General features: G+C 61.4%; 24 protein-coding genes. 15 read left to right on the plus strand and 9 right to left on the minus strand.

Annotated features, from left to right (window positions below):
• Nucleotides 1-72 precede the first annotated feature (72 nt).
• The 3 genes from QMX89_RS08500 to gap form a co-directional block, all read right to left on the minus strand.
• Nucleotides 73-966, minus strand: coding sequence for a FecR domain-containing protein (locus QMX89_RS08500; protein ID WP_282347854.1), 894 nt, complete (start codon nucleotides 964-966; stop codon nucleotides 73-75).
• A gap of 41 nt (nucleotides 967-1,007) precedes the next feature.
• The gene (locus QMX89_RS08505) at nucleotides 1,008-1,529 is read right to left on the minus strand and encodes a sigma-70 family RNA polymerase sigma factor (protein ID WP_282347799.1); all 522 of its coding nucleotides are present in this window, start codon (nucleotides 1,527-1,529) and stop codon (nucleotides 1,008-1,010) included.
• Nucleotides 1,530-1,655: 126 nt separating this feature from the next.
• Nucleotides 1,656-2,657 carry a type I glyceraldehyde-3-phosphate dehydrogenase gene (gene gap, locus QMX89_RS08510; protein ID WP_049861843.1) on the minus strand — a complete coding sequence of 334 codons (1,002 nt, stop codon included), beginning with the start codon at nucleotides 2,655-2,657 and terminating at the stop codon, nucleotides 1,656-1,658.
• A 273-nt stretch (nucleotides 2,658-2,930) separates the two neighbouring features.
• On the opposite strand from gap, the gene edd reads away from it, so the two are divergent.
• From edd to QMX89_RS08555, 9 genes are all read left to right on the plus strand, one after another.
• Nucleotides 2,931-4,757: a phosphogluconate dehydratase gene (edd, locus tag QMX89_RS08515; RefSeq protein WP_282347801.1), complete on the plus strand. Its 1,827-nt coding sequence runs from the start codon at nucleotides 2,931-2,933 to the stop codon at nucleotides 4,755-4,757.
• Nucleotides 4,754-5,707 (plus strand): glucokinase, encoded by a 954-nt coding sequence (locus tag QMX89_RS08520; RefSeq protein ID WP_090356355.1) that lies wholly within the window; start codon nucleotides 4,754-4,756, stop codon nucleotides 5,705-5,707. Before edd ends, QMX89_RS08520 begins: the two co-directional genes overlap by 4 nt.
• 65 nt (nucleotides 5,708-5,772) lie before the next feature.
• Nucleotides 5,773-6,504 carry a response regulator transcription factor gene (locus tag QMX89_RS08525; protein ID WP_090356358.1) on the plus strand — a complete coding sequence of 244 codons (732 nt, stop codon included), beginning with the start codon at nucleotides 5,773-5,775 and terminating at the stop codon, nucleotides 6,502-6,504.
• 22 nt (nucleotides 6,505-6,526) lie between these two features.
• A complete protein-coding gene (locus QMX89_RS08530; protein ID WP_282347856.1) occupies nucleotides 6,527-7,933 on the plus strand; it encodes an ATP-binding protein in 1,407 nt (468 codons plus the stop codon).
• A 167-nt stretch (nucleotides 7,934-8,100) separates the two neighbouring features.
• Nucleotides 8,101-9,387: an ABC transporter substrate-binding protein gene (locus QMX89_RS08535; RefSeq protein WP_043186421.1), complete on the plus strand. Its 1,287-nt coding sequence runs from the start codon at nucleotides 8,101-8,103 to the stop codon at nucleotides 9,385-9,387.
• Between the two features lie 107 nt (nucleotides 9,388-9,494).
• Nucleotides 9,495-10,403: a sugar ABC transporter permease gene (locus QMX89_RS08540; protein ID WP_049861849.1), complete on the plus strand. Its 909-nt coding sequence runs from the start codon at nucleotides 9,495-9,497 to the stop codon at nucleotides 10,401-10,403.
• Nucleotides 10,396-11,241 carry a carbohydrate ABC transporter permease gene (locus QMX89_RS08545; protein ID WP_056844962.1) on the plus strand — a complete coding sequence of 282 codons (846 nt, stop codon included), beginning with the start codon at nucleotides 10,396-10,398 and terminating at the stop codon, nucleotides 11,239-11,241. The genes QMX89_RS08540 and QMX89_RS08545 overlap by 8 nt, the downstream gene beginning before the upstream one ends.
• Nucleotides 11,242-11,243: 2 nt before the next feature.
• Complete coding sequence (ugpC, locus tag QMX89_RS08550) at nucleotides 11,244-12,404, plus strand: sn-glycerol-3-phosphate ABC transporter ATP-binding protein UgpC (protein WP_282347806.1); 1,161 nt, start codon at nucleotides 11,244-11,246, stop codon at nucleotides 12,402-12,404.
• Between the two features lie 81 nt (nucleotides 12,405-12,485).
• A complete protein-coding gene (locus QMX89_RS08555) occupies nucleotides 12,486-13,838 on the plus strand; it encodes a carbohydrate porin (protein ID WP_049861852.1) in 1,353 nt (450 codons plus the stop codon).
• Nucleotides 13,839-14,118: 280 nt separating this feature from the next.
• Here QMX89_RS08555 and hexR read toward each other — a convergent pair whose 3' ends face one another.
• Nucleotides 14,119-14,979 carry a DNA-binding transcriptional regulator HexR gene (gene hexR, locus QMX89_RS08560; protein WP_177327977.1) on the minus strand — a complete coding sequence of 287 codons (861 nt, stop codon included), beginning with the start codon at nucleotides 14,977-14,979 and terminating at the stop codon, nucleotides 14,119-14,121.
• A gap of 211 nt (nucleotides 14,980-15,190) precedes the next feature.
• On the opposite strand from hexR, the gene zwf reads away from it, so the two are divergent.
• Genes zwf through QMX89_RS08575 form a run of 3 tightly spaced genes read left to right on the plus strand, consistent with a single transcriptional unit; the run spans nucleotide 15,191 to nucleotide 18,043 of the window.
• On the plus strand, nucleotides 15,191-16,660 hold the full coding sequence (gene zwf, locus QMX89_RS08565; RefSeq protein WP_056844964.1) for a glucose-6-phosphate dehydrogenase: 1,470 nt from the start codon (nucleotides 15,191-15,193) through the stop codon (nucleotides 16,658-16,660).
• Complete coding sequence (gene pgl, locus QMX89_RS08570) at nucleotides 16,647-17,360, plus strand: 6-phosphogluconolactonase (RefSeq protein ID WP_282347807.1); 714 nt, start codon at nucleotides 16,647-16,649, stop codon at nucleotides 17,358-17,360. The genes zwf and pgl overlap by 14 nt, the downstream gene beginning before the upstream one ends.
• Nucleotides 17,357-18,043 (plus strand): bifunctional 4-hydroxy-2-oxoglutarate aldolase/2-dehydro-3-deoxy-phosphogluconate aldolase, encoded by a 687-nt coding sequence (locus QMX89_RS08575; RefSeq protein WP_282347808.1) that lies wholly within the window; start codon nucleotides 17,357-17,359, stop codon nucleotides 18,041-18,043. Before pgl ends, QMX89_RS08575 begins: the two co-directional genes overlap by 4 nt.
• A gap of 86 nt (nucleotides 18,044-18,129) precedes the next feature.
• Here QMX89_RS08575 and QMX89_RS08580 read toward each other — a convergent pair whose 3' ends face one another.
• Entirely contained in the window at nucleotides 18,130-18,372 is a 243-nt protein-coding gene (locus QMX89_RS08580) for a DUF3820 family protein (protein WP_049861856.1), read from the minus strand.
• 232 nt (nucleotides 18,373-18,604) lie between these two features.
• Between QMX89_RS08580 and QMX89_RS08585 the strand changes: the two genes are divergently transcribed.
• On the plus strand, nucleotides 18,605-19,063 hold the full coding sequence (locus QMX89_RS08585; protein WP_049861857.1) for a PA2169 family four-helix-bundle protein: 459 nt from the start codon (nucleotides 18,605-18,607) through the stop codon (nucleotides 19,061-19,063).
• Between the two features lie 57 nt (nucleotides 19,064-19,120).
• Here the strand turns inward: QMX89_RS08585 and QMX89_RS08590 are convergent, their stop codons facing one another.
• Nucleotides 19,121-22,216: a multidrug efflux RND transporter permease subunit gene (locus QMX89_RS08590; protein ID WP_282347812.1), complete on the minus strand. Its 3,096-nt coding sequence runs from the start codon at nucleotides 22,214-22,216 to the stop codon at nucleotides 19,121-19,123.
• The gene (locus QMX89_RS08595) at nucleotides 22,213-23,361 is read right to left on the minus strand and encodes an efflux RND transporter periplasmic adaptor subunit (protein WP_282347813.1); all 1,149 of its coding nucleotides are present in this window, start codon (nucleotides 23,359-23,361) and stop codon (nucleotides 22,213-22,215) included. The genes QMX89_RS08590 and QMX89_RS08595 overlap by 4 nt, the downstream gene beginning before the upstream one ends.
• Before the next feature lie 275 nt (nucleotides 23,362-23,636).
• Between QMX89_RS08595 and QMX89_RS08600 the strand changes: the two genes are divergently transcribed.
• Complete coding sequence (locus tag QMX89_RS08600) at nucleotides 23,637-23,927, plus strand: hypothetical protein (RefSeq protein ID WP_282347814.1); 291 nt, start codon at nucleotides 23,637-23,639, stop codon at nucleotides 23,925-23,927.
• 2 nt (nucleotides 23,928-23,929) lie between these two features.
• Here the strand turns inward: QMX89_RS08600 and QMX89_RS08605 are convergent, their stop codons facing one another.
• Complete coding sequence (locus QMX89_RS08605; protein WP_282347816.1) at nucleotides 23,930-24,244, minus strand: hypothetical protein; 315 nt, start codon at nucleotides 24,242-24,244, stop codon at nucleotides 23,930-23,932.
• 128 nt (nucleotides 24,245-24,372) lie between these two features.
• Nucleotides 24,373-25,272, minus strand: a complete 900-nt coding sequence (locus QMX89_RS08610; RefSeq protein ID WP_049861862.1) for a chemotaxis protein — start codon at nucleotides 25,270-25,272, stop codon at nucleotides 24,373-24,375.
• 288 nt (nucleotides 25,273-25,560) lie between these two features.
• On the opposite strand from QMX89_RS08610, the gene QMX89_RS08615 reads away from it, so the two are divergent.
• The gene (locus QMX89_RS08615) at nucleotides 25,561-26,067 is read left to right on the plus strand and encodes a disulfide bond formation protein B (RefSeq protein WP_049861863.1); all 507 of its coding nucleotides are present in this window, start codon (nucleotides 25,561-25,563) and stop codon (nucleotides 26,065-26,067) included.
• The last annotated feature ends 94 nt before the right edge of the window (nucleotides 26,068-26,161 follow it).

A 26,161-nucleotide genomic window follows, 5' to 3' on the forward strand; every position in this document is an offset into this window, starting at 1 on the left:
GGGGAAGCGCTACAGCGTAAAAATAATTATGCGGATTATGCAGGGTGTTGGTTCATGGCACTGACGTGTCTGTCAGTTCAGGATGACCAGTGCCGGAAACTCCCGCACCTGCGCCGACGTTACCTGGGCCAGCGAGCGAACCACATCGAGTGGATTGTCCAGGCGGTAATTGCCGGTCACCGCCACCTGCTCGAGTTTCTTGTCGGTATTGATGATCCACCCTGGGTAATAGCGTCGAAGTTCGGCGAGCACCTCGCCCATGGGGCAGTTCTCGAAGATCAGCCGGCCCTGGACCCAGGCCAGATCCTTCTGCGGATCAAGCCGCTCGCGCGTGCCGAATCCCTTGGGGCCGATGCGGATACTGTCGCCGGCGTTCAGGCGGACCTTCTCGTCATGGCTGGCACTGAGGTCGACGTTGCCGCGCTGCACCCGCACTTGCGCCTGGCCATCGTGATAGCTCACGGCGAAAGCGCTGTCGAGCACATCGGCACGCACCGGGCCGGCTCGCACCTGCAACGGTTGTTGGCGGCTGGGCGGCACCTCGAAAAACGCTTCGCCTTCGTACAGGCGCGCGTTGCGTTGGCGGGTGTCGATTCGGCTGGAAAAGGCCGAATCGGTGTTGAGCAGCACCTTGGAGCCGTCCTCCAGTTCCAGGTGCTGGCGTTCGCCGACCTGGGTCAGATGAGCGGCCTGTACGCGCAGCGGCAGCTGGGTGAAATTGAGTACACCGACCACCAGCGTCGCGGCGGTGGCGAGAGGTTTCCAATGCCGCCGCCAGGCCGGCGTTCGGCGCTGCGTTTGCAGGGCCACGGCGGCGTCCTGCACCGGCGCCCCGTGCCACACGGCGCGGGCTTGCTCGAACGCAGCGGCATGTTCGGGGTCGGCCAGCAGCCAGGTCTCGAATGCCCTCTGCTCGGCGGGGTCGGCGCAGGGCTGAACGATCAGCCAATCGATGGCTTGCTCCATGACGGGCGTCAATGGCGCCTGTTCTGGTGAATGCTGCCAGTTCACGGGTGTTGCTCCAGGCGCTGTGCGACGCCGATACAGATCGCCATGATCAATTTCAATTCCTTCTGTACGGTGCTTGCCGAGACGTGCAGTTCCTCGGCAATTTCCACATAACTGCTGCCATGCACTCGGCTCAATATGAAAATGCGCTGCTGGCGCGGCGTCAGTCGGCCAAGGCTCAGGGTCAGCCTGGCCAGCAGGCGCTCGGCATGAGCCGCCTCATCTGGAGTGCTGCTCACTGCTGCAATGCTTTGTAGCACGTCGAGGGGCACATCTTCGACCATGGTCCGCTCCTGCACCCGCCGTGAGCGCAGATAATCCAGTGCCAGATTGCGCGCTGTCTGGAACACGAAAGGTTCGAGGTGCTCGATGGGTCGCTCGCCCAGGGCACGGTTGACCCTCAGGTAGGTTTCCTGAAGCAGGTCTTCGGCGGTGCTGGGGTTGCGTACCATGCGCTGAAGGGTGCGCAGCAGACTCAAGCGTTGGGAGAGGAAAACGGAATTGAAGCGTGATTGACTCACGGAAGTGCCCGACCGGAAAGCAGCAGATGATAATGCTTCTCATCTGCTCATCTAGTCAAGTCGCGATCTTTGCAGGAGGTATCGCGGCTGGAGACGGCATCAACCGCATCCAGCCGCTATGGGGCCTTACTTGGCGTTGATCAGCGCCAGGCAGTTGTCGAGCATGCGGTTCGAGAAGCCCCACTCGTTGTCGTACCAGGCCATGACCTTGACCAGCTTGCCGTTGACCTTGGTGTGGTTGGCATCGAAGATCGACGACAGCGGGTTGTGGTTGAAGTCGGTCGAAACCAGCGGCAGGGTGTTGTAACCCAGCACCTTGGACTGCTCGGCGGCCGCCTGCATCAGCGCGTTGATTTCGTCACGGCTGACTTCGCGCGACAGGTTCAGGGTCAGGTCGACCAGCGATACGTTGATCACCGGGACGCGTACCGCCATGCCGGTCAGTTTGCCGGCAAGTTCGGGCAGCACCAGGCCCACTGCCTCGGCAGCACCGGTCTTGCTGGGGATCATCGACTGGGTGGCCGAGCGCGCGCGGTAGGGGTCGCTGTGGTACACGTCGATCAGGTTCTGGTCGTTGGTGTAGGCATGGATCGTGGTCATCAGACCCTGCTCGATGCCCAGCTCGCGATGCAGCACCTGGGCAACCGGCGCCAGGCAGTTGGTGGTGCACGAGGCGTTGGAGATCACCTCGTGGGACTGGCGCAGCACTTCATGGTTGACGCCATAGACCACCGTGGCGTCGGCGCCCTTGGCCGGGGCCGAGATGATCACCTTGCGCGCGCCGGCGGTCAGGTGCGCCGCGGCCTTCTCGCGGTCGGTGAACAGGCCGGTGCATTCGAACACCACGTCGATGTTCTCGGCCTTCCACGGCAGCTCGGCCGGGTTGCGGATGGCGCTCACCGAGATGCGATCGCCATTGACCGTCAGGCCTTCCTTGTCGTGCTCCACCGTGCCGTCGAAGGTGCCATGCACCGTGTCGTACTTGAGCAGGTGGGCGTTGATCGCGCTGTCGCCCAGGTCGTTGATGGCGACGACTTGCAGGTCCTGGCGGTAGCCTTGGGTATAGAGTGCCCGCAGGACGTTGCGGCCGATGCGGCCAAAACCGTTGATTGCTATGCGAATGGTCATGAGTGATTCCTGTAATCAGATTGGGTGATTCCCCTTGGATCAGGTCCGGGCAAGCAGGTCACGTAATCTGTTTTGTTGTTGGAATTACAAGATTATTCGCATAGAAATAGAAAACAAGCCTTTTTAGTGGCAATATTTTGTTCTATCTACAACGAGTGACCGGTACAACCCTTCCTTCACATCGATTCTGCCTGCAGGGCTTTGAGCCCTGGCACAGGTCGTAGTTCGGACAGAGTGTTGCAGAGGTCGCCCCCAAAGCCTGGAGTTCTTCACATGCATCCCCGCGTCCTTGAGGTCACCCAACGGCTGATCGCGCGTAGCCAAGCTACCCGCGAGCACTACCTGCAACTGATCGACAGCGCTGCCAGCGACGGCCCCATGCGGGGCAAGCTGCAGTGTGCGAACTTTGCCCATGGAGTAGCGGGGTGCGGCAGCGAAGACAAGCACCAACTGCGCATGATGAACGCGACCAACATCGCAATTGTTTCGTCATATAACGACATGCTCTCGGCGCATCAGCCTTACGAAACCTACCCCGAACAGCTCAAGCAGGCCCTGCGTGAAATCGGCTCGGTCGGCCAGTTCGCCGGCGGCGTGCCGGCCATGTGTGATGGTGTGACCCAGGGCGAGCCCGGCATGGAACTGAGCCTGGCCAGCCGCGAGACCATTGCACTGTCCACAGCCGTCGCGCTGTCGCACAACATGTTCGACGGTGCGCTGATGCTCGGTATCTGCGACAAGATCGTGCCGGGTTTGATGATGGGGGCCCTGCGTTTTGGCCATCTACCCATGATCTTCGTCCCCGGCGGACCAATGCCGTCGGGCATTTCCAACAAGGAAAAGGCCGATGTCCGGCAGCGCTATGCCGAGGGCAAGGCCAGCCGTGAGGAGTTGCTCGAATCGGAGATGAAGTCCTACCACAGTCCGGGCACCTGCACCTTCTATGGCACGGCCAACACCAATCAGCTGCTCATGGAGGTGCTCGGCCTGCACCTGCCGGGCGCCTCGTTCGTCAATCCCAATACGCCGCTGCGCGATGCGCTGACCCATGAGGCGGCTCATCAGGTGACGCGCCTGACCAAAGCCAATGGTGAGTTCACGCCCATCGGTCGCATCGTCGACGAAAAGTCACTGGTGAATTCGATCGTCGCCCTGCACGCCACGGGTGGTTCGACCAACCACACCCTGCACATGCCGGCGATCGCCATGGCAGCAGGCATCATCCTGACCTGGCAGGACATGGCCGACCTTTCCGAAGTCGTGCCCACCCTGTCCAACGTCTACCCGAACGGCAAGGCCGACATCAACCATTTCCAGGCCGCTGGCGGCATGGCGTTCCTGATTCGCGAGCTGCTCGGTGCAGGCCTGTTGCACGAGGATGTCAACACCGTGGCCGGCCATGGCCTGAGCCGCTATACCCGCGAGCCGTTTCTGGAAGACGGCCGTCTGGTCTGGCGCGAAGGGCCCGTGGCGAGCCTCGACGAGAGCATCCTGCGCCCGGTGGCACGCCCGTTTTCGGCCGAGGGCGGATTGCGTGTGATGGAAGGCAACCTGGGCCGTGGCGTCATGAAAGTGTCTGCCGTGGCTCTGGAGAATCAAGTGGTGGAGGCGCCCTGCCGCGTGTTCCAGGACCAGCAGGAACTGGCCGATGCGTTCAAGGCCGGCGAACTGGAAAAGGATTTCGTCGCTGTCATGCGCTTCCAGGGCCCGCGCTCCAACGGCATGCCGGAACTGCACAAGATGACGCCATTTCTTGGCGTGCTGCAGGACCGCGGCTTCAAGGTCGCGCTGGTCACCGACGGGCGCATGTCCGGCGCGTCCGGCAAGATTCCCGCCGCGATTCACGTCAGCCCCGAAGCGGCCAGTGGCGGACCGTTGGCCTTGGTGCGCGATGGCGATATCATCCGGGTCGACGGTGTCGAAGGTACCTTGCAGGTGCGCGTCGATGCCCAGACGCTGGCCAGCCGCACCCCGGCGGTCGGCACCTTGGCCAATGGCGTAGGTTGCGGGCGTGAACTGTTCGGGTTCATGCGCCAGGCCTTCAGCTCGGCCGAGCAAGGCGCCAGTGCCTTCACTTCGGGGTTGGAGATTTTGCGATGACACTCGCCCTCATTGGCGATATTGGCGGTACCAACGCACGTTTCGCCATCTGGGAGAATGACGCATTGCATTCGGTCCGGGTCTTCGCGACGGCGGACTACACCAGCCCCGAGCACGCGATCGGCGTGTACATGGCCGACCTCAAACTGCAGAAAGGCGATATCGGTGCCGCGTGCCTGGCGGTGGCCGGCCCGGTGGACGGTGACGAATTTCGCTTCACCAACAGCCATTGGCGCCTGAGCCGCAAGGCGTTCTGCCAGACCCTGCAGGTGGGCCACCTGCTGCTGATCAACGATTTCACGGCCATGGCCTTGGGCATGACCCGCCTGCAGCCCGACGAGTATCAGCTGGTGTGCGAAGGGGAGGCCGACCCTGCACGTCCGGCCGTGGTCATCGGTCCGGGTACCGGCCTGGGGGTGGGCACCTTGATCGGCCTGCGCAACGGCTGGATGGCGCTGCCGGGGGAGGGCGGCCACGTCGACCTGCCGGTTGGCAGCCCCCGCGAAGCTCAGCTGCGGGCGCACATCGAAGCGCAGATCGGTCACGTCAGTGCCGAAACGATTCTGAGCGGTGGCGGCTTGTTGAGGTTGTATCAAACTGTGTGCGAAGTGGACGGCCACGAACCATCCTGCGACTCACCTGCGCAAGTCACCGAAGCCGGTCTGGCCGGCGATCCCGTCGCCCGCGAAACCCTGGAGCAATTCTGTCGCTTTCTCGGCCGGGTGGCGGGCAACAATGTGCTGACCGTGGGCGGTCGCGGCGGTGTGTACATCGTCGGCGGCGTGATCCCGCGCTTCCTGGATATCTTCATGCAGAGCGGTTTCGCCGAGAGCTTCGCCGACAAGGGCTGCATGAGCGATTACTTCAAGGGCATTCCCGTATGGGTGGTCACAGCCGAGTTCTCCGGGCTGCTGGGCGCTGGCGTGGCCTTGCAACAGGCGCAAGCTTGAGCGTTTAATCAGCCCTTGAAAAAAGCCGGGCGTATCGACCCGGCAATGACAACAAGGACGCCCACGTGAGCACTGTCGGCAAATCGATCCTGCTGGTCGATGACGATCAGGAAATCCGCGAACTGCTGGACACCTACCTGAGCCGCGCCGGCTTTGCCGTGCGCACCACGGCCGACGGAGCGGGCTTTCGCGAAGCCCTGAGCGCCGAGGTCGGCACCGACCTGGTAATTCTCGACGTCATGCTGCCCGATGAAGACGGCTTCAGCCTGTGCCGCTGGATCCGCCAGCATCCGCGCATGGCCCAAGTGCCGATCATCATGCTGACGGCCAGCTCCGATGAAGCGGACCGGGTAATCGGTCTCGAATTGGGCGCCGATGACTATCTGGGCAAACCGTTCAGCCCTCGCGAGCTGCAAGCGCGCATCAAGGCGCTGCTGCGGCGCAGCCAGTTCGCCAGCGAGCGTAGCGAGCGCAGCGGCGAGGTGCTCGGCTTCGACGAGTGGCGGCTCGATACCGTGAGCCACCGGTTGTTTCACACCGATGGCGAGGAGGTGTTCCTGTCCGGTGCCGACTTCGCCTTGCTCAAACTGTTTCTCGATCATCCCCAGCAGATTCTCGACCGCGACACCATCGGCAACGCCACACGCGGGCGCGAGCCGATGCCTCTGGACCGCATCGTCGACATGGCGGTCAGCCGTCTCCGCCAGCGCCTGCGCGACAACGACAAACCGCCCCGGTTGATCCGCACGGTGCGCGGCAGCGGTTACCTGCTGGCGGCCCACGTTGCGCCTGTTTAAACCACGCTCGCTGCTGGGCCGCATGCTCTTGCTGACACTGCTGGCGGTGCTGCTGGCGCAGGGGTTGTCCAGCGTGATCTGGTTGTCGCAGTTGCGGGCCACTCAGCTCGAAGGACTGGTTACCAGCGCGCGCAGCCTGGCGCATTCGATGGCGGCCAGCGTCAGCTATTTTCGTTCGCTGCCACTGGCCTATCGGCCGCTGGTGCTGGATCAGCTGCGCAGCATGGGCGGTACGCGCTTTTTCGTATCACTCAATGACAAGCCCCTGGGCATGCAGTTGCTCGAACCGACCGCACGCAAGACCGCGGTAATCGAGGCGGTGTCTGCGGTCCTCAGATCCCAGCTGGGCAGCGACGTGGATATATCGGTGACCTTCGTCAGCCCCGATGATCTGCGCATCTTCAACAGCGGCCTGAAGCTGGACGAACTGCCGCGTTCCTGGGCGCACTACGCCCTGACCCTGGAGCCGGTGAATCCACCGGTGCTGGTCACCCAGATTCGCCTGGGGCCGAGCGAATGGCTGTACATCGCTTCACTGTTGCCCGAACCCTACACGACCCTGGAAGAAGAGGGACTGCCGGCCCAGCAGATCTGGTTCATCGCCCTCACCAGCGGTTTCCTGTTGCTGTTCATCGGCGTGCTGGTGCACTGGCAGAGTCGTCCTCTCAAACGTCTGGCTCGCGCCGCACGGGAGTTGTCGTTGGGCGAGGTCAACAACCAGCCGCCCATGGAAGGAGGCGGCATCGAAGTGGTGGAAGTGGCGCGGGCGCTGAATGCCATGCGCGAGCGCATCAGCCGCTACCTGACCGAACGCAGCCAGTTGTTCAGCGCTATCTCCCATGACTTGCGCACGCCCATCACCCGCTTGCGGCTGCGCGTCGAACTGCTCGACGATCCCACCCTGGAGGCCAAGTTCGGCCGCGACCTGGACGAGCTGGAATTGCTGGTCAAGGGCGCACTGCAATGCGTGAAAGACACCGACATCCACGAGAACATCGAGCGGGTCGATCTCGATCAGGTCCTCGACTGTCTGGTGGAACCTTATCTGGCGCCGCACGGCAATGGCCGTGTGACCCTGGAAGGTCAGGCGCGCCGACCCTACGCCGGCAAGCCGCTGGCCATCAAGCGCTGCATCGGCAACCTGATCGACAACGCCCTGAAGTACGGTGACCGCGCGCACCTGTCCATCCATGACGATGCGCAGGCCTTCGTGCTGTACGTCGACGATGAGGGCCCCGGTGTACCCGAGCAACGGTTACAGAAGGTCTTCGAGCCGCACTTTCGCCTGGCCGGCACCCAGCAGGGCTATGGGCTGGGGCTGGGCATCGCGCGCAACATCGCTCACAGCCACGGTGGCGAGGTGACGTTGCAGAATCTTCCGGCCGGTGGCTTGCGGGTGACATTGGTCTTGCCGCGCAAGACAGTGTGAGCGGTCTGCGTGTTTCTGCACACCAACTGGCCTGGCGATCATGAATGTCACCAGTCTGTGACATTTCCCTATCCCTTCGTTACCTGCACCCCACTTGGCGGTGTTTACACTCTCACGCAACGCAAGCATCAGACTTGCCTCTGCATAACAACAAAAAAGGAAGTCCCATGAACAAGCTCTCTCGCCTCGCCCTCGTTGTTTCCTTCGCCTCCCTGTTCCCGCTCAGTGCCATGGCTGCCGATTCCAAAGGTTCGGTGGAAGTGGTCCATTGGTGGACGTCAGGCGGTGAAAAAGCGGCGGTCGACGTGCTCAAGGCGCAGGTCGAGAAAGATGGCTTCACCTGGAAAGACGGGGCCGTAGCCGGTGGCGGCGGTTCGACTGCCATGACCGTGCTCAAGAGCCGCGCCGTGGCCGGCAACCCGCCTGGTGTAGCCCAGATCAAAGGCCCGGACATCCAGGAATGGGCGTCGACCGGCCTGCTCGACACCGACGTGCTGAAAGACGTCGCCAAGTCGGAAAAGTGGGACAGTCTGCTCGACAAGAAAGTCTCCGATACCGTGAAGTACGACGGTGATTACGTCGCCGTGCCGGTGAATATTCACCGCGTGAACTGGCTGTGGATCAACCCGGAAGTGTTCAAGAAAGCCGGTATCACCAAGAACCCGACCACTCTCGAAGAATTCTACGCCGCGGGCGACAAGCTCAAGGCTGCAGGTTTCATCCCTCTGGCCCATGGTGGTCAGCCTTGGCAGGACAGCACCGTGTTCGAAGCGGTAGTGCTTTCGGTCATGGGTGTCGATGGTTACAAAAAGGCCCTGGTCGACCTGGACAACGCCGCGCTGACTGGCCCGGAAATGGTCAAGGCGCTGACCGAGTTGAAGAAAGTCGCGACCTACATGGACGCCGACGGCAAAGGTCAGGACTGGAACCTGGAAGCGGCCAAAGTCATCAACGGCAAGGCCGGCATGCAGATCATGGGTGACTGGGCCAAGTCCGAATGGACCGCCGCCAAGAAAGTCGCTGGCAAGGACTACGAGTGCGTGGCCTTCCCGGGCACCGACAAGGCGTTCACCTACAACATCGACTCGCTGGCCGTGTTCAAGCAGAAGGACGCAGGCACTGCGGCCGGTCAGCAGGACATCGCCAAAGTCGTGCTGGGTGAGAACTTCCAGAAAGTCTTCAGCATCAACAAAGGCTCGATCCCGGTTCGCAACGACATGTTGAACAACATGGAGCAACTCGGTTTCGATTCCTGCGCACAGACCGCTGCCAAGGACTTCCTGGCGGACGCCAAGTCCGGCGGCCTGCAACCGAGCATGGCGCACAACATGGCGACCACGCTGGCCGTGCAAGGCGCGTTCTTCGATGTCGTGACCAACTACATCAACGACCCGAAAGCAGACCCGGCCGACACTGCCAAGAAGCTCGGCGCAGCGGTCAAGTCTTCCAAATAAGCCGTAGCGGCAAGCTGCAAGCTGCAAGTCAGAGCACTGCCCTGCTTATCTTGCAGCTTGAAACTTGTAGCGCGTAGCTGCCCTTTTCTTTCTCGATGGATTTCCCCATGAGCTCTGTTGCTGCGTTCAGCAAAGCCTCGCCGTTCGATGCATTGCAACGCTGGCTGCCAAAACTGGTGCTGGCGCCGAGCATGTTCATCGTACTGGTGGGCTTCTATGGCTACATCCTGTGGACGTTCGTGCTGTCGTTCACCACGTCGACGTTCCTGCCGACCTATAAGTGGGCGGGCCTTGCGCAGTACGCGCGGTTGTTCGACAACGACCGCTGGTGGGTCGCGAGCAAGAACCTCGCCGTGTTCGGTGGCATGTTCATCGGCATCACGCTGGTGATCGGTGTGTTGCTGGCGGTGTTCCTCGACCAGCGCATCCGTCGCGAAGGCTTTATCCGCACCATTTACCTGTACCCGATGGCACTTTCGATGATCGTCACCGGTACCGCGTGGAAATGGCTGCTCAACCCGGGCATGGGCCTGGACAAATTGCTGCGTGACTGGGGCTGGGAAGGCTTCCGTCTCGACTGGCTGATCGACCCCGATCGCGTGGTCTACTGCCTTGTGATAGCGGCGGTGTGGCAAGCCTCGGGCTTTATCATGGCGATGTTCCTCGCTGGCCTGCGTGGTGTCGATCAATCGATCATTCGTGCCGCGCAGATCGATGGCGCGAGCATGCCGACGATCTACTGGAAAGTGGTGCTGCCGAGTCTGCGTCCGGTGTTCTTCAGTGCGGTGATGATTCTGGCGCACATCGCGATCAAGAGTTTCGACCTGGTCGCGGCGATGACCGCCGGTGGTCCGGGTTATTCCTCCGACCTGCCGGCGATGTTCATGTATTCCTTCACCTTCAGTCGCGGCCAGATGGGCATGGGCTCGGCCAGTGCGATTCTGATGCTCGGTGCGATCCTCGCGATCATCGTGCCTTACCTGTATTCCGAGCTGAGGACCAAGCGCAATGACTGATCTCGCAGCCAAACCCGCCATCAGCCTGAGTCGCATCGCGATCTACGCAGTGCTGATCCTCGCCGTATTGCTTTATCTGGTGCCGCTGGTGGTCATGTTGCTGACCAGCTTCAAGACCCCGGAAGACATCAGCACCGGCAACCTGCTGAGCTGGCCGACCGTGGTCAGCGGCATCGGCTGGGTCAAGGCCTGGGCCACGGTTGACGGTTACTTCTGGAACTCGATCAAGATCACCGTACCGGCCGTGATCATCTCTACCGCCATCGGGGCACTGAACGGCTACGTGCTGTCGATGTGGCGCTTCCGCGGTTCGCAGTTGTTCTTCGGTCTGCTGTTGTTCGGCTGCTTCCTGCCGTTCCAGACGGTGCTGCTGCCGGCCTCGTTCACGCTCGGCAAGATCGGGCTGGCGAGCACTACCACCGGCCTGGTGCTTGTCCACGTGGTTTACGGTCTGGCGTTCACCACGCTGTTTTTCCGTAACTACTACGTGAGCATTCCCGACGCGCTGGTTAAAGCCGCACGTCTGGACGGCGCGGGTTTCTTCACGATTTTCCGCCGCATCATTCTGCCGATGTCGACGCCGATCATCATGGTGTGCCTGATCTGGCAATTCACCCAGATCTGGAACGACTTCCTGTTCGGTGTGGTGTTCTCCAGCGGTGATTCGCAACCGATCACGGTGGCGCTGAACAACCTGGTCAACACCAGCACCGGCGCCAAGGAATACAACGTGGACATGGCGGCGGCGATGATCGCCGGTTTGCCGACCCTGCTGGTCTATGTGGTCGCAGGCAAGTATTTCGTGCGCGGGCTGACAGCCGGCGCAGTCAAGGGGTAATCATGGCTACGCTCGAACTTCGCAACGTCAACAAGACCTACGGTCCCGGCCTGCCGGACACGCTGAAGAACATCGAACTGTCGATCAAGGACGGGGAGTTCCTGATCCTCGTCGGCCCGTCGGGGTGCGGCAAGTCGACCCTGATGAACTGCATCGCCGGTCTGGAAAGCATCACCGGCGGCGCGATCATGATTGGTGATCAGGACGTCAGTGGCATGAGCCCGAAGGATCGTGACATCGCCATGGTGTTCCAGTCCTACGCGCTGTACCCGACCATGAGCGTGCGCGAGAACATCGAATTCGGCTTGAAGATCCGCAAGATGCCGCAGTCGGCGATCGATGAAGAAGTCGCGCGCGTGGCCAAGCTGCTGCAGATCGAACACCTGCTCAACCGCAAACCGGGTCAGCTCTCCGGTGGTCAGCAACAGCGTGTGGCGATGGGCCGTGCCTTGGCGCGTCGGCCGAAGATTTATCTGTTCGACGAACCGCTGTCCAACCTCGACGCCAAACTGCGCGTCGAGATGCGCACTGAAATGAAACTGATGCACCAGCGCCTGAAGACCACCACGGTCTACGTCACCCACGACCAGATCGAGGCCATGACCCTGGGCGACAAGGTGGCGGTCATGAAGGATGGGATCATCCAGCAGTTCGGCACGCCACAACAGATCTACAACGATCCGGCCAACCTGTTCGTGGCCAGCTTCATCGGCTCGCCGCCGATGAATTTCATCCCTCTGCGCCTGACGCGTCAGGACGGCCGTCTGGTGGCGTTGCTCGACAGCGGCCAGGCGCGCTGCGAGCTACCGCTGGGTATCACCGACGCGGGGCTGGAGGATCGCGAGATCATCCTCGGTATTCGCCCCGAGCAGATCGCCCTGGCGAGCGAACAGACCACGGGGTTGCCGGTGTTGCGCGCCGAAGTACAGATCACCGAGCCGACCGGGCCGGACACCCTGGTCTTCGTCACGGTGAACCAGACCAAGGTCTGCTGCCGACTGGCGCCGGATGATGCACCGACGCCAGGCGCGACCCTGAACCTGTTGCTGGACCCGAGCAAGGTCCTGCTTTTCGACGCGGCCAGTGGCGAGCGCCTCGGCACAACGCGCTCCGTGGAAGATGCTGCACCCTTGGGCAACGTGACCCAGTTCAAAGGACGCTGAATAGCGATACCGGCAGGCGGCCTGTCGCCTGTCATTGGCAAGACTGTACAACACGTCAATAACAATAAAAGAGGAAGCGGGATGAACAGCAGACTTATCAACAAACCCAGACTGATCGGCCAATTGTCGATGCTTGGCGCCTTGAGTCTGGCCGGTAGCGTGCACGCCGCCGGCGCCTTCACCGAAGAGTCGCCGTGGATGACCGGCGATTGGGGTGGAGCGCGTACCGAGTTGCTGGAAAAGGGGTACGATTTTTCGCTGGAGTATGTGGGGGAGGTTGGTAGCAACCTGAACGGTGGCTACAACGACGACACCACCGCACGCTACAGCGACCAGTTCGCCCTGGGCGTGAAGATGGACCTGGAAAAGATCCTGGGCTGGAACGACGCCGAGTTCAAGCTGGCCATTACCGAACGTAGCGGTCGCAACATTTCCAACGACCGGATCGGCGATCCGCGTGCCGGGACCTTGAGTTCCTCCCAGGAAGTCTGGGGCAGGGGGCAGACCTGGCGGCTGACGCAGATGTGGTACAAGCAGGGCTATTTCGACAACAAGCTCAACGTCAAGATCGGTCGATTTGGTCCGGGCGAGGAATTCAACAGCTTCCCGTGCGACTTCCAGAACCTGGCCTTCTGCGGTTCGCAGGTCGGCAACTGGGTGGGCAACATCTGGTACAACTGGCCGGTCAGCCAGTGGGCCTTGCGCATCAAGTACAACATCACGCCGGAAGTGTACGCGCAGGTGGGTGTGTTCGAGCAGAACCCTTCGTACCTGGAAACCGGCAACGGCTTCAAGCTCAGCGGCAGCGGCACCAAAGGCATGATCCTGCCGGTCGAACTGGTGTGGACGCCCAAGCTCAACGATCTACCGGGCGAGTACCGTCTGGGCTACTACTACAGCACGGCCAAGGCCGACGACGTCTATGAAGACGGCAATGGCCAGGCAGCAGCCGTGTCCGGCGCCAGTTACAAGTCCCACAGCAGCAAGCATGGCGCCTGGATCGTGGCACAGCAGCAGTTGACCAGCCATAACGGCAGCGCTGCCCGTGGTCTGAGCATCTTCGCCAACGCCACCGTGCACGACAAGGACACCAACTTCGTCGACAACTACCAGCAGATCGGCCTGACCTACATGGGGCCCTTCGACGCTCGGCCCAAGGATGACATCGGCGTGGGCATCGCCCGCATCCACGTCAACGACGACGTACGCAAGAATCGTCGCCTGGTCAACGATCTGAACAATGTCGACGACTACGACAACCCCACCTACCTGCCGATCCAGGACACCGAATACAACGCCGAGATCTACTACGGGTTCCACGTCACCAACTGGCTGACCGTGCGGCCCAACGTGCAGTACATCAAGCACCCGGGCGGCGTGAATCAGGTGGACGATGCACTGGTGGCCGGCCTGAAGATTCAGTCCAAGTTCTGATTTGTGGTGTGCTCTTTACGGGTGACTTCGGTCGCCCGTTTTTTTACCCGGTGACGGACTCCCCGTAGGAGCGGTCATCGGCCGCGAAAGGCACACCACGGTACATCTGATCCACCGCGGCGCACTTTTCGCGGCCACTGGCCGCTCCTACAGATCCGTATTCAACCCGGTGACGGGCTCACCGTAGGAGCGGTCGTCGGCCGCGAAAGCCAGGGCACAGTCCATCTGCTTCACCGCAACGCACTTTTCGCGGCCACTGGCCGCTCCTGCAGATCCGTATTCAGTCCAGCCCATCTCCTGCCGGATAGCGGCTGACATTCAGGCTTTCCTTGATCTTCCTCAGGTGCGGTTGGAAATCCACGCCGCGTCGTAGCGTCATGCCCGTGGCCAGTACATCGAGCACGGTCAGTTGCACGATGCGCGAGGTCATCGGCATGTAAATATCCGTGTCTTCTGGCAGGGGTATGTTCAGACTGACACTGCTGGCCTTGGCCAGGGGCGAGCCCGCGGCGGTCAGGCCCAGCACCGAGGCGCCGTTTTCCCGCGCCAGGCGAGCCACTTCCACCAGTTCGCGGGTGCGCCCAGTGTAGGAAATGATCACGAACAGCTCACCGGTGTGGGCCACCGAGGCCAGCATTCGCTGCATGAGGACATCGGCATGTGCCGACACCGCCAGGTTGAAGCGGAAGAACTTGTGCTGCGCATCGAGCGCCACCGGCGCCGATGCGCCGAGGCCGAAGAAATGGATCTGCCGCGCCTGGATCAGCATGTCCACGGCGCGGCTGACCAAGGCCGGATCGAGTTGCTGGCAGGCGCTGTCCAACGAGGCAATGGCGCTGCCGAAAATCTTCTGAGTGTAGGCTGCAGGATCGTCGTCGGCTTCCACCGCGCGACTGACATAAGCCGCGCCGCTGGCCAGGCTTTGCGCCAGTTGCAGCTTCAGCTCGGGGTAGCCACTGACGCCGAAGGAGCGACAGAAGCGGTTCACCGTCGGCTCGCTGACCTTGGCGGCTTGCGCCAGGGCGGCAATACTGAAGCGGGTTGCCTGCTGCGGATTGAGCAGAATGATCTCGGCCACCTTGCGTTCGGCCTTGTTCAGCTCATCGAGGCGGCTCTGGATCTGCTCCAGAAGATTTCGCACACGGTCCATGGTATGTCCTTGGGTCTACTGCAGCCAGCGAGCATGTCTGGCTAGGCTGTCTTCACGGGTGGCTTATCCTACTGGTGGGCGCAGTGCGCCACCACCCGTATCTGTTTGAAGGGGCAAATGTTGTGGTTATTACTACATTCTGCCTTGAATCGCGCCCTGAAAAAGGGTATTTCTACGTCAACTTGATAGAAGAACAAACATCATGCCCTCAATGACCGCAGGATCATGCACCTTTGCCCTCTTTGGCGCCTTGGGCGACCTGGCATTGCGCAAGCTGTTTCCAGCGCTGTATCAACTCGATCGCGCGCAGTTGCTGCACGCCGATACCCGCATTCTCGCGCTGGCTCGCGAACCCGGTGACGAGGCCCACCACCTGGGTGTCATCGAAGCCGGACTGCGCAAATTCGTTTCCGAGGCGCAGCTCGAGCCTGAATCACTGCAGCGTTTTCTGGCCCGTCTGAGCTACGTGCACGTGGACTTTCTGGACGCCGACACCTACGTTGCGCTGGCCGAGAAAGTCGGCGATGCCGAGCAATTGATCGCCTACTTCGCCACGCCGGCTGCCGTGTACGGCGCCATCTGCGAAAACCTGCACAAGGTCGGCCTGACCGAGCGCACCCGCGCCGTGCTGGAAAAACCGATTGGCCACGACCTGGAATCCTCGCGCCGGGTCAACGACGCCGTGGCGCAGTACTTCCCCGAAAACCGGGTCTACCGAATCGACCACTACCTGGGCAAGGAGACGGTGCAGAACCTCATTGCCCTGCGCTTCGCCAACAGCCTGTTCGAAACCCAGTGGAACCAGAACTACATTTCCCACGTGGAAATCACCGTGGCGGAAAAGGTCGGTATCGAAGGGCGTTGGGGGTATTTCGACCAGGCCGGTCAGCTGCGCGACATGATCCAGAACCACCTGTTGCAGCTGCTGTGCCTGATCGCCATGGATCCACCGGCCGATCTGTCCGCCGACAGTATCCGCGACGAGAAAGTGAAGGTTCTCAAGGCGCTCGCGCCGTTCACTGCCGATGGGCTGACCCAGCAAGTGGTCCGGGGTCAGTACATCGCGGGCTATAGCGAAGGCCGGCCCGTGCCGGGGTATCTGGAAGAGGAAAACTCCAACACCCAGAGCGACACCGAAACGTTCGTCGCGCTGCGCGCCGATATTCGCAACTGGCGCTGGGCCGGCGTGCCGTTCTACCTGCGCACCGGCAAGCGCATGCCGCAGAAACTGTCGCAGATCGTCATCCACTTCAAAGAGCCGCCGCATTACATCTTCGCTCCCGAGCAGCGCCTGCAGATCAGCAACAAGCTGATCATCCGCCTGCAACCGGACGAAGGCATATCGCTGCGGGTGATGACCAAGGAACAAGGCCTGGACAAGGGCATGCAACTGCGCAGCGGGCCGTTGCAACTGAATTTCTCCGACACCTATCGCAGTGCGCGTATTCCAGATGCGTACGAGCGGTTGCTGCTGGAGGTCATGCAGGGCAATCAGAACCTGTTTGTCCGCAAAGATGAAATCGAATATGCGTGGACGTGGTGCGATCAGCTGATCGCCGGCTGGAAGAAGTCCGGCGATGCCCCCAAGCCGTACGCGGCAGGTTCCTGGGGGCCGATGAGCTCGATTGCCCTGATCACACGCGATGGGAGATCCTGGTATGGCGATATCTGATTTACAGTTCCCCGAAGGGGTGAAGGTTCACGACTGCGTGAGCGCTCCCCTGTTGGCCGAAGCCTTGGCCGGCAAGGTGGCCGAACAATTGCGCGAGGCCATCGAACGTCAGAACGTGGCGACCCTGGTGGTTTCCGGCGGACGCAGTCCGGTGGCGTTCTTCGAATGCCTGGCGCGTCAGAGCCTGGACTGGTCGCGCGTGGTGATTTCCCTGGCCGACGAGCGTTGGGTGCCCATCGAGCATGCCGACAGCAACGCCGGTCTGCTCAAGCGTCACCTGTTGGTCGGCGCGGTGGAGCAGGCTCGTTTCGTCAGCTTGTACCAGACCACTTCCAGCCAGGAGGAGGCAGCTGCAGTGGCCGATGACCTGCTCGGCCAATTGCCACCGATCGATGTGCTGGTACTGGGCATGGGCGATGACGGGCACACCGCGTCGCTGTTTCCCGACAGCCCCAACCTCGAACAGGCTCTGGCACTGGACAGCGAGCGTCGCTGCTGGCCGATGCTGGCGCCCAGCGTACCCCATCAACGCCTGAGCATGAGCCGCGCGCTGCTGGCCTCGGCCCGCTTCAAGGTGTTGTCGGTACAGGGCGAAAGCAAGTTGAGCACATTGCGCACCGCACTGGCTGGCGACGATGTCACGCAGATGCCGATCCGCGCCTTCCTGCACTCCGCGTTGGATATCTACTGGTGTCAATGAATCAAGGAACCGCCGCAATGATCACCACCGAACAACAGCAACGCATGGTCGACAAGGCTGCCCAGATCGACGCCCTGGCGGCGCGTGCGCGAATCCTGCCCGTCATCACCATCGCGCGTGAAGAAGACATTCTGCCGCTCGCCGATGCGCTGGCGGCCGGCGGTCTGACCGTGCTGGAAGTGACCCTGCGTTCGGCGCTCGGCCTGAAGGCCATTCAGGTGCTGCGCGAGCAACGCCCCGAACTGCTGGTGGGCGCAGGCACCGTACTGACTCGGGAAATGCTGGCCGCAACCGAGCAGGCCGGCTCTCAGTTCACCGTTACCCCCGGCGTGACCCAGGACATGCTCGAGGCCGGTGTGGAAAGCTCGCTGCCCTTGCTGCCGGGTATCAGCAGCCCGTCCGAATTGATGATGGGTTACGCGCTGGGGTATCGCCGCTTCAAGCTGTTCCCGGCCGAGGTGAGCGGTGGTGTTGCTGCCATCAAGGCGCTGGGCGGACCTTTCCCGGAGGTACGCTTCTGCCCAACGGGCGGCGTGGGTCCAGGCAACATCAACAGCTACATGGGGCAGTCCAACGTGATGTGCGTGGGCGGCTCGTGGATGCTCGACAGCAAATGGATTGAAAACCGCGATTGGGCACGCATTCAGGAGTGCAGCGCGCAAGCACTGGCTCTGCTCGATTGATCAGACTTCGTTAGGCGCTTCATGGCTGTCTTCAGTGCGCTTGGTCGGCGCACTTTTTTTTGCCTGGAACAAAGCTCTCAAGGTGTCTAGCGGCCATCGGCAATGCGCGGCTTGCCATGTTTGGCACGCAGCGGATCGAGCAGGTCGGACAAACCGTTGTGATCGATTTCCTGCATGAGGGCCAGCAGGCCACCCAGCTCTCCCTTGGGAAAACCCTCGCGTGCGAACCAGTTCAGATAATGCCCTGGCAGATCGGCAATCACCCGGCCCTTGTACTTGCCGAAGGGCATTGCAAATGTCACCAGGGATTCGAGTTTTTCGGGGTTCATGGGCAGGTCTTCGCAACGAGTTTCATTTCATGGACAAGCTGACAAAGGTTACATGCATTCTGCACGAGCGCATAATTCGCGATCATGCATAAAGAGGGTAGGGTCGGCGGCTGGTTAATCGCAAACCACTGATCTATAAGACAATAACCAATAACATCGATTTGGCACGAAGCCTGCTCTTGCTCATCCATCCCCAACCCGGTTTCCGATTTTTCTCAGGAATTGAACAAAGATGAATGGTCCCACCAAAAGCGTGATTTCGATTCTCAACAATCTGATCGAAACCTGCAAAGACGGTCAGGAAGGCTTCAAGACGTGCGCCGAAGACATCAAGAACCCCGAGCTCAAGGCGCTGTTCACCAAGCACGCGCACGAATGCGCTGAGGCGGCTGGCGAGTTGCAAGCCGAAGTGATCGCTCTGGGCGGTACCCCTGAAGACTCCACCAGCCTGAGCGGTGACCTGCACCGCCGTTGGGTCGACGTCAAATCGATTTTTACAGGCAAGGATGAAGAAGCGGTCTTGAACGAAGCCGAGCGTGGCGAAGATGTGGCACTCGCGGCCTATAAGGATGCCTTGGCCCAGCCACTGCCTGCCCACGTTCATTCCATCATCGAGCGTCAGCAGCAGGGCGTGCAACGCAATCACGACGAGATCAAGGCGCTGCGCAATATCGCTCGCGCCCATAGCTGAGTAGGTTTGAGCAATAGAAGAACGCCCGCGTATCGGGCGTTTTTTTATGGGTGGTGTTCAGTGGCTGGCAGGCAGTGCGGGTGTCCGCGAACCGTCGGTGCGGTGAAACAGCCGCTCCAGTTGCAGATAGATCACCGGGGTGGTGAACAGCGTCAGCACCTGGCTGATGAGCAGGCCGCCCACCACCGCAATACCCAGCGGCTGGCGCAACTCCGCACCGGCGCCGTAGCCGAACATCAACGGCAACGCACCCAGCAGTGCAGCCAGGGTGGTCATGATGATCGGGCGAAATCGCGTCAGGCAGGCTTTGTGTATCGCTTCACGCGGGGGCAGTCCTTGGATACGTTGCGCCTGCAGGGCGAAGTCGATCATCAGAATGCCGTTCTTCTTGACGATGCCGATCAGCAAGACCAGGCCGATCAAACCCATGATCGAGAAATCTTGTCCCCACAGCCATAGCAGCAACAGGGCACCGAGCCCGGCCGAAGGCAGGGTCGAGATGATCGTCAGGGGGTGGACGAAGCTTTCGTACAGCACGCCCAGGATGATATAGACCGCCACCAGCGCGGCCAGAATCAGCCAAGGTTGGCTGGCCAGTGAGCTTTGAAAGGCCTGGGCTGCACCCTGGAAACTGCCGGAGATGGCAGCGGGCATGCCCAGTTCCGCCTCCGTGCGTTCGAGCAACGCCACGGCTTCGCCCAACGCAACGCCTGGCGCCAGATTGAAAGACAGGTTGGCAGCGGGAAACAGACCGTCGTGACTGATCGACAAGGGGCCCTGAGTGGGCGGCTCCACTCGGGCGACGGCCGAGAGCGGTACCATTTCACCACTCAGCGCTGAGCGCAGATAGAAGTACTGCAGGCTCTGGGCCTTGCCGCGTTGGTCCGCCTTGAGCTCCAGAATGACCTTGTACTGATTGGTCTCGGTCTGGAATTCGTTGATCTGGCGCTGACCGAACGCATCGTACAGCGCCTGATCGATGTCGCTGGCGGTCAGGCCGAAGCGTGCTGCGGCCACGCGATCGATGCTGATCTGCGTCACGCTGCCGCCCAGCTGCAAGTCGTTGGACAGGTCGCGAAAAGCCGGGTTGGCCCGCAGCCGCTCGGTCAGGCGCTGGGTCCACAGGTTCAGGGTAGGCCCGTCATTGCTTTTGAGTACGTATTGGTACTGACTACGGCTGGGCCCGGCGCTGAGGTTGATGTCCTGCCCGGCACGCAGGTACAGCACCACGCCCGGGACCTGCGCCAGTTGCGGCCGCAGGCGGTCGATGAACTCGCTGGCCGACACGTCTCGCTCGCCCTGGTTCTTCAAGCCGATCCAGAACCGTCCAGTAGCAATGGTCTGGTTGCTGCCTGTCACGCCGACAGCGTGGGAATAAGCCCGGACCGCCGGATCTGCGCCGACGATGCGGGCCAGAGCGAGGTGTTTTTCCTGCATGTCCTTATAGGAAATGTCCGCCGCCGCCTCGGTTGTGCCCAGCACGAAACCGGTGTCCTGCACCGGGAAGAACCCTTTCGGGATGAGCACGTAGCCTGCGACTGAAAGGCCCACGGTCACGGCGAACACGGCCAGGGTGACGCGCTGGTGCGCCAGCGCGCGTATCAGCCCCTTGTCATACCAGTCCAGCAGACGCGCACCGAAATCGGCGCGCGTGGCGTACGCGGGTCGGCGCATGAACAGCGCGCACAAGGTCGGTGCCAGGGTCAGGGAAACCACGACCGAAATCAGAATGGTCGAGGTCGCCGTCAACGCAAACTCCTTGAACAGCCGCCCGACCACGCCCCCCATGAACAGCAGCGGAATGAACGCGGCGATCAGCGAAAAACTGATCGACACCACCGTGAAGCTGATTTCGCTGGCACCCTTTATCGCCGCTTCGCGCATGCCATCGCCGGCTTCCAGATGGCGATGGATGTTCTCCACCACGACGATCGCGTCGTCGACCACGAAGCCGACGCTGATCACGATCGCCACCAGCGTCAGATTGTTCAGGCTGAAACCCATCAGGTACATGGCGGCGAATGTCGCGACCAGAGACACACCCAGCACGCTCGACACGATCAGCGTGGCTGACAGCTGGCGCAGGAACAGGGCCATGACCGCCACGACCAGCAATACGGCGATCAGCAGCGTCAGCTCGACTTCGTGCAGGGAAGCCCGGATGGTCTGGGTGCGGTCGTTGAGCACGGTGACGTCTACGGTCGCCGGCAGCATCTCCTGCAAGCGTGGCATGGCGGTGAGGATGCGGTCGACGGTGTCGACGATATTGGCGCCCGGCTGACGGAAAATCGTTAGGTTCAACCCCGGTTGATCACCGGACCAGGATTGCACGTAGGCATTCTCCGCGCCCTGGATCACCGTGGCGACATCCTTGAGCTGCACCGGCGCACCGTCACGGTAGGCCACCACCAGTTGCGCGTATTCATCGGCCTCGAACAGTTGATCGTTGGTGGCCAGTGTCGAAACGCTGGTGTCGCCGTACAGAGCGCCCTTGGCCAGGTTCAAGCTGGTCTGCTGGATGGCGCCGCGCAGGTCGGCCAAGGTCAGTTCTAAAGCAGCCAGGCGCTCGGGAGCCGCCTGCACACGAATCGCCGGGCGTTGCTGGCCGGTGATGTAGACCTGGCCGACGCCCTCGATCTGGCTCAGTTGCCGGGCCAACAGCGTTTCGGTGTAGTCACTCAACACGTGGGTGGGCATTTGCGCCGAGCTCACGCTGAGGATCAGCACCGGGCTGTCACCCGGGTTGACCTTGCGCCAGGTTGGCAGGTTGGGCATGTCCTGCGGCAGACGTCCAGCTGCAGTATTGATTGCCGCCTGGACCTCTTGCGCGGCGGTGTCGATGCTTTTGCTCAGGCTGAATTGCAGGATCAGATTGGTCGATCCCAGTGCGCTGCTGGAGGTCATCTGGGTCATGCCGGGGATGGCGCTGAATTGCACTTCCAAAGGTGTAGCGACCGAAGACGCCATGGTCTGCGGACTGGCGCCGGGCAACTGGGCGTTCACCTGAATGGTCGGGAAATCCGCTTCGGGCAGCGGCGCGATTGCCAGCCGGGTAAAGGCCAGGCCACCGAGCAACACCAGGGCAAAGGTCAGCAGAACGGTGGCCACCGGGTGGTCGATGCACCAGGCGCTGACCGAGCGCCCGGTGCTCATGGCGCGGTCGCTGCGTTGCCCGTCGCCGGCTCGACAAGCTGTACTGGAGCGCCTGGCCTCAATCTTGACTGCCCGTCACTGACCAGCACGTCACCAGCCGCCACGCCTTCTATCAGGCTCTGCGTGGAGTTCTGGTAAAGCACCTGCACCGGAACCTGCTCGACCTTGGCGTCAGTCACACGGTAGACGTAATGGCCGTCGATCCCGCGCTGGACCACTGCCAATGGCACTACCAAGGCATTGCGCTCGACCCCGACCTGCAATCCGACACTCACCAGCTGACCTGGCCACAAAGTGTGTTTGCCGTTATGAAATTCAGCCTTGGCGCGAATGGTACCGGTGCTTGCCGCAATCTGGTTGTCGAGCAGGGTGAGGTGGCCTTCACCGACCTGCGTGCCCGTCTCGGTGTCGCCATTTATGTACGCGCGCACCACCGCTGGCTGCGGCTTGTCCAGCAGCGACTGCAGGGTGGCCAGTTCCTGCTGCGGCAGCGAGAACTCGACAGCGATGGGGTCGATCTGAGTCACCGTGAACAAGCCTTCGGCATCACTGACGCGCAGGAAATTGCCGGGATCCACGCGTCGAATCCCGACCCGACCGGTCACCGGCGAACGAATCTGGGTATAGGACAACTGCACTTGCGCCGCAGCGATGGCGGCCTTGTTGCCTTGCAGGGTTGCGGTGAGCTGGTCGAACAGGGCTTGTTGTTCGTCGAGCACCTGTCGGGAAATACCGTTGTCACGGCTCAGGTCCTTGTAGCGGCGCAGGTTGATGCCTGCCACTTGCAACTGCGCCTGGCTCTGACTGGCTTGCGCTTGAGCTTGAGCCAGGCTGGCGCGAATGGCGCGATCGTCGATGCTGGCAAGCGCATCTCCTTTGTTCACCCATTGGCCTTCTTTCACCGCGACCTGGTCAAGAATACCGTCGACCTGTGCACGCACGGTCACGCTGTGCAGGGAAAGCACCGAACCGATACCGGTGAGGTAGCGCGGCACATCGGCCTGCACCACGCTGACCACGCGCACCGGAACGGCCTGGGCCGATGACGGTTGGGTGGGTGAGGTGCGCTTGAACAGCCATGCCGCGACGACCACGACGACGAGCAGCAGACCTGCCACGAGCAGGGGGCGGATGGCTATGCGCATGCGGATCGGACACCGGCAGGGGGGAAGATCGGGCAGTTTGACCTTAGTCGCGCTGCCTTGCCAAGCCCAGGCCTGTGGGTGGTCGGCCCTAGGCAGCCGACGCCCATGGGGCTATTGCGGTTCGCCTAGGAAAAAATCGCTCAGATCCAGAGGCGTTTAACCGTTAGACCCGTCGGGTTTTTCCTACAAGGTGTGCTGAATAGACCTATGGAACTGCCCAGTTGATCACCAGAGACTTCTTTCCTTACAACAAGTCGATAAATGAAGGAAGGCCAGTGATCGTTATGGACTGTGTGAAGTATGGCAAAGGATTGCTGCTGGCGAGTCTGATCCCCGTGATGCTGGCCTTGCTGTACGTCAGCACGTTGCCGGCGGCGATCAAGTGCTGCGCCTTTCAACTGGCCCTCGCCTTGGGCATGCTGTTGGTGTTATCGACACGCCAGCCATGGATTAGGGTGCTGGTGGTTGTTTCATTCATGCTCAAGTTCGCAGCGCTGGAAGCACTCGACGAGAAAGCCGGCAGCATGCCGTTTGTCAGCATCCTCTATGCATTCATTCTGCTTTGACGTTATTTGCCCTGTACCGAATCCCACTGAGTGACGAATGCCTTGCGGCTTTGCTTGTGGTACAGACACAGCTCGGCGCCAGGCTGATTCTTCATGTGCGCCTGTGGATAACGGCCTTGGATGAGCACTGCGGTGTAACCCACGCGGTCTTCGAATTCGGCAGGCGCGCTGGCCACCCGGGCCTGTTTCAATGTGGTGGCTTTCAAGCAGCTGCTCGCGACGCGTTTGTCGTGTTCCGCCCAGGCTTGGTCGGTCGACGCCATCGCTTGAGTGGTGGCGCCGCCGAGCGTGAGCAAAAGGGTCAGGTGGGTTTTCATGGTCAGGGAGCCTCAGCGGTGTAAACGGGCACCCATTATGCCTGGGTACCTTCCATCCATGTCCCGTTCATCCAGGCACCGCTGACCTCACGGCGTTGATGCTCAGGTACCTTTGTGCCGCAGCGGGCTCAGCGCGCCTGTTCGGCGACGAAACGCGCTGCGGTGATCAGGCAGCCGGTCAGTTCGGGGGAGGAGAATTTCGTCAGCACGGCATTGGCGCCGGCCAGCCGAGCCTTCTCGCTGTTCATCGTACTGTCCAGCGAGGTGTGCAGCAGAACGTACAGATCCTTGAAGTCCGGTGTTTCTCGCAAAGTGCGGGTCAGCGCGTAGCCGTCCATTTCCGACATCTCGATATCCGATACCAGCACATTGATCTGCGCCTCGGTGCCCTGCAGTTCCAGCAGGCAGTCGATCGCCTCGCGGGCGCTGCGCGCCGTCCGACATTCGATGCCCAGGGTGCGCAAGGTGATGAGCGACTGTTGCAACGCCACGTGGCTGTCGTCCACGACCAGGATGTTGGCGTTGGCCAGGCAGCGGGCATCGGCGTCGCTCAAGCGCTGGGGTTCGCCCTGCAGGCGCGCCGGGGCAATGCCGTGGATGACTTTCTCGATGTCCAGTACCTGCACCAGCGCACCGTCCACCTGGGTCACCCCGGTAATGAACGACTTGGTACCCGAGCCGTAGGGTGGCGGACGGATATCGGTGCTCAGGCAATGCACTATGCGGCTGACGGCCTGAACGTGCAGGCCCTGCTTGGAGCGACTGACGTCCGTGACGATCAGGCACCCGCCGGACGGATCGAGCAAGGGTTGCTCACCGATCGCTCGGCTCAGGTCGATGACGGACAACGCCTGGCCCCGCAGGGTTGCCACCCCTTTGACGTGGGGATGTGCTTCGGGGAGTCGGGTCAGGGCAGGGCAGGGGATGATCTCGCTGACCTTGAGCAGGTTAATGGCCATCAACTTGCCGCTGCGCAAGGTGAACAACAGCAAGGAAAGGGAGTCTGCGCGGGCGTTCTGGGTTGCCATGTGAACCTTCTTGATGGAGCCGATGCGGGGCGGCGAACGACCCGCCCAAGGAGTGCGTTGCCTATGTATCGACTCGACACGCACAGGCTTTAACGAGATCGTCGTGCTGGCTGCCACGCTTGGCTTAACGTCGGTTTAATCACGCGCGCCATACTGTGTGCGGGTTGGCAGAAATTTCTGGTTACACCGTATTTCCAGAGTTTTCCTACAGTCCTCTTGGCAACCCAGCGTGTAGACTGGCGCCCATCTAAAAACCTGCCCGTTCTGACCTGTGAAGGGAAAGCTGCAATGAATGAAGTCAACCTGCGCCTGAACCGCGAGCGACGTTTCCTGGTATTGCTGGGCGTGATCTGCCTGGCCTTGATCGGTGGGGCGCTGTACATGCAGATCGTGTTGGGCGAGGCACCTTGCCCATTGTGCATCCTGCAACGCTATGCCTTGCTTTTCATTGCCCTGTTCGCCTTCATCGGCGCGGCGATGCGCGGCCGTACCGGTGTGACGGTATGCGAAGGGTTGGTGGTGCTCAGCGCCGTGGGCGGCATTGCGGCGGCCGGGCGTCATGCATGGGTATTGGCCAATCCCTCGGTCAGTTGCGGCCTCGACACGCTGCAACCGATCGTCGACGGGTTGCCCCTGGCCGATCTGATGCCCAGCGTGTTTCAGGTCCAGGGTTTCTGCTCGACACCTTACCCACCGGTGCTTGGCCTGTCGCTGGCGCAGTGGGCGCTGGTGGCTTTTGTGATGACGGCTATCCTTGTACCCGTGGGCATCTATCGCAATCGCACACGCGCCTGATGGCGCCGGGGGTATCGGCCTCGTCATTATTCGTGCCGGAAGTCGATTCCGCCTTCGGCGTGTAACGGCGAAGATGCGACAACCTGTCGTCGGC

Source organism: Pseudomonas sp. PS01301, from assembly GCF_029960215.1.
GTDB classification, from domain to species: domain Bacteria; phylum Pseudomonadota; class Gammaproteobacteria; order Pseudomonadales; family Pseudomonadaceae; genus Aquipseudomonas; species Aquipseudomonas coleopterorum.

Coding starts and splice junctions, on each gene's coding strand:
- QMX89_RS08500 (WP_282347854.1), bottom strand. CDS start 966: ATGGAGCAAGCCATCGATTGGCTGATCGTTCAGCCCTGCGCCGACCCC.
- gap (WP_049861843.1), bottom strand. CDS start 2,657: ATGACCATTCGCATAGCAATCAACGGTTTTGGCCGCATCGGCCGCAAC.
- edd (WP_282347801.1), top strand. CDS start 2,931: ATGCATCCCCGCGTCCTTGAGGTCACCCAACGGCTGATCGCGCGTAGC.
- QMX89_RS08520 (WP_090356355.1), top strand. CDS start 4,754: ATGACACTCGCCCTCATTGGCGATATTGGCGGTACCAACGCACGTTTC.
- QMX89_RS08530 (WP_282347856.1), top strand. CDS start 6,527: ATGCTCTTGCTGACACTGCTGGCGGTGCTGCTGGCGCAGGGGTTGTCC.
- QMX89_RS08535 (WP_043186421.1), top strand. CDS start 8,101: ATGAACAAGCTCTCTCGCCTCGCCCTCGTTGTTTCCTTCGCCTCCCTG.
- QMX89_RS08540 (WP_049861849.1), top strand. CDS start 9,495: ATGAGCTCTGTTGCTGCGTTCAGCAAAGCCTCGCCGTTCGATGCATTG.
- QMX89_RS08545 (WP_056844962.1), top strand. CDS start 10,396: ATGACTGATCTCGCAGCCAAACCCGCCATCAGCCTGAGTCGCATCGCG.
- ugpC (WP_282347806.1), top strand. CDS start 11,244: ATGGCTACGCTCGAACTTCGCAACGTCAACAAGACCTACGGTCCCGGC.
- QMX89_RS08555 (WP_049861852.1), top strand. CDS start 12,486: ATGAACAGCAGACTTATCAACAAACCCAGACTGATCGGCCAATTGTCG.
- zwf (WP_056844964.1), top strand. CDS start 15,191: ATGCCCTCAATGACCGCAGGATCATGCACCTTTGCCCTCTTTGGCGCC.
- pgl (WP_282347807.1), top strand. CDS start 16,647: ATGGCGATATCTGATTTACAGTTCCCCGAAGGGGTGAAGGTTCACGAC.
- QMX89_RS08575 (WP_282347808.1), top strand. CDS start 17,357: ATGAATCAAGGAACCGCCGCAATGATCACCACCGAACAACAGCAACGC.
- QMX89_RS08580 (WP_049861856.1), bottom strand. CDS start 18,372: ATGAACCCCGAAAAACTCGAATCCCTGGTGACATTTGCAATGCCCTTC.
- QMX89_RS08585 (WP_049861857.1), top strand. CDS start 18,605: ATGAATGGTCCCACCAAAAGCGTGATTTCGATTCTCAACAATCTGATC.
- QMX89_RS08590 (WP_282347812.1), bottom strand. CDS start 22,216: ATGAGCACCGGGCGCTCGGTCAGCGCCTGGTGCATCGACCACCCGGTG.
- QMX89_RS08595 (WP_282347813.1), bottom strand. CDS start 23,361: ATGCGCATAGCCATCCGCCCCCTGCTCGTGGCAGGTCTGCTGCTCGTC.
- QMX89_RS08605 (WP_282347816.1), bottom strand. CDS start 24,244: ATGAAAACCCACCTGACCCTTTTGCTCACGCTCGGCGGCGCCACCACT.
- QMX89_RS08610 (WP_049861862.1), bottom strand. CDS start 25,272: ATGGCAACCCAGAACGCCCGCGCAGACTCCCTTTCCTTGCTGTTGTTC.
- QMX89_RS08615 (WP_049861863.1), top strand. CDS start 25,561: ATGAATGAAGTCAACCTGCGCCTGAACCGCGAGCGACGTTTCCTGGTA.